This window comes from Mesorhizobium sp. M0800 (genome assembly GCF_040320095.1).
GTDB lineage: Bacteria > Pseudomonadota > Alphaproteobacteria > Rhizobiales > Rhizobiaceae > Mesorhizobium.
This window is the reverse complement of the sequence record NZ_JAMYOZ010000077.1, coordinates 1-1,447: the sequence shown is the minus strand read 5'-3', so window position 1 is coordinate 1,447 and position 1,447 is coordinate 1. Positions and strand designations below refer to the sequence as shown.

The 1,447-nt window shown below is 60.1% G+C and carries 2 protein-coding genes; one reads left to right on the top strand and one right to left on the bottom strand.

The window, feature by feature from the left end; all coding sequences use genetic code 11:
• Positions 1-285: 285 nt before the first annotated feature.
• Entirely contained in the window at positions 286-1,323 is a 1,038-nt protein-coding gene (locus tag NKI18_RS33275; RefSeq protein WP_353022072.1) for an IS110 family RNA-guided transposase, read from the bottom strand.
• Between NKI18_RS33275 and NKI18_RS33270 the strand changes: the two genes are divergently transcribed.
• Positions 1,222-1,447: hypothetical protein (locus NKI18_RS33270; protein WP_353022075.1), on the top strand; the 226-nt coding region annotated here is incomplete at its 3' end. The genes NKI18_RS33275 and NKI18_RS33270 overlap by 102 nt on opposite strands.

Genomic DNA, 1,447 nt, shown 5'->3' with positions numbered 1-1,447 from the left:
CTGAGACACTTCTCTATTCGGCGTGTTGAGGTCAATCACTATCGAGCTTTTGCGTGTCTCCGGCGTTTTGACGTCTTTCGCAGGGCCTTGCTTCTCTTCGGGATCGGCGTTTCGCCCTCCCAGTATGGGGTCAGGAGAATGAGGCGGCACAATCTACCAAGCGTCTTGATCGCGTGTTGCAATCAGTACGAGTATCTCAGCGAACTCGCCTCATCCATCGTCCTGCGAAGGACGTCCGTCCGCCAGCGAGCGGAACTCTGTCTCTCTCCTTTCCGGCCTTCTGGATCAGGTGGCTGACGCCATGGTTTCCCTCGTCCAGCGGAACTCGGTGCCGTCCAGCCACATGCGATGCATGACGACTGCCAGGCGACGTGCGAGCGCGACAATTGCTTTGCGCATCCCGCGCCGCTTGGCGACGTTCATCGCCCAGGCCTTGAGCCACGACCATTTCGTCACGCGAGTCATCAGCGTTTGGGCAGCCTCATAGAGCAACGTCCGCATCATGCCGTCCCCGCACAGGGATATGCATCCATCGCGCTTGCTTTCCCCGGACTCGTTGAGCTTCGGCGTCAGTCCCAGGATAGGTCCCACCGCCTTGGAGCTTCTGAACCGCTGCGGAATGTCGATTGTCGCGGCATAGCCGAGCGCCACCACGGGGCCGACACCGGGAACCGTCATCAATCGCCGGCAGGTCGCATCACTCTTGGCGATCGTGAGCACTTTTTTGTGCAAGCGAGCAAATTCGGCACGCAGCTTCCGCCGGGCGGCCAGCAGCGGCCCCATGATCTCTTCGAGATCGGGCATGCCTTCGACGAGCTCACAAATCCGCTCCTCGAACTTCACTGTTCCCACAACCCCGACCTTGAGGCCGAAGTTGCGCAGAAGACCGCGGATGTCGTTCTCGATGGCGATCGCCTTTCCCTGCAACAGCTTGCGGGCCGTCAAGAGTGCCCGCCGCTTCTGGCTCGTGAGTGTCTTCACATGCACCGGGCGGTACAGGTTGACTCGCATCATCTGCGCGATGCCGCGCGCGTCATTGCGATCGGTCTTGTTCGGCCGCGCCTTCAGGAACGCTTTCACATGACGCGTCTCGATGCAGATGACCGGCAACCCGGCGCACGCCAGCCCCTCGAAAAGCCATTGCGACATGGGCCCGGCCTCGAGACCGACCCGTTCAATGTTCAAGGCAGGATCCTTCAGAACGGCGAGGAGATCGTCGCAGTGGCTGACGACCTTCACCTCGCGGCAGATCCTGCCGGTTTCATCGACAATGCAAACCGCGGTCTCTTTCACCGCGACATCGAGGCCGATAAAGTGCTTCATGCTGCGCTTCCTTTCCTGATGCTTGTGGCTGTTTGGACAGACCACGTTCTATCATCAGCTCGAAGCGCAGCACCTTCCTGCATCACCGTTGAAGAAGGGGCGCAAGCCGAATACCCCATCTACC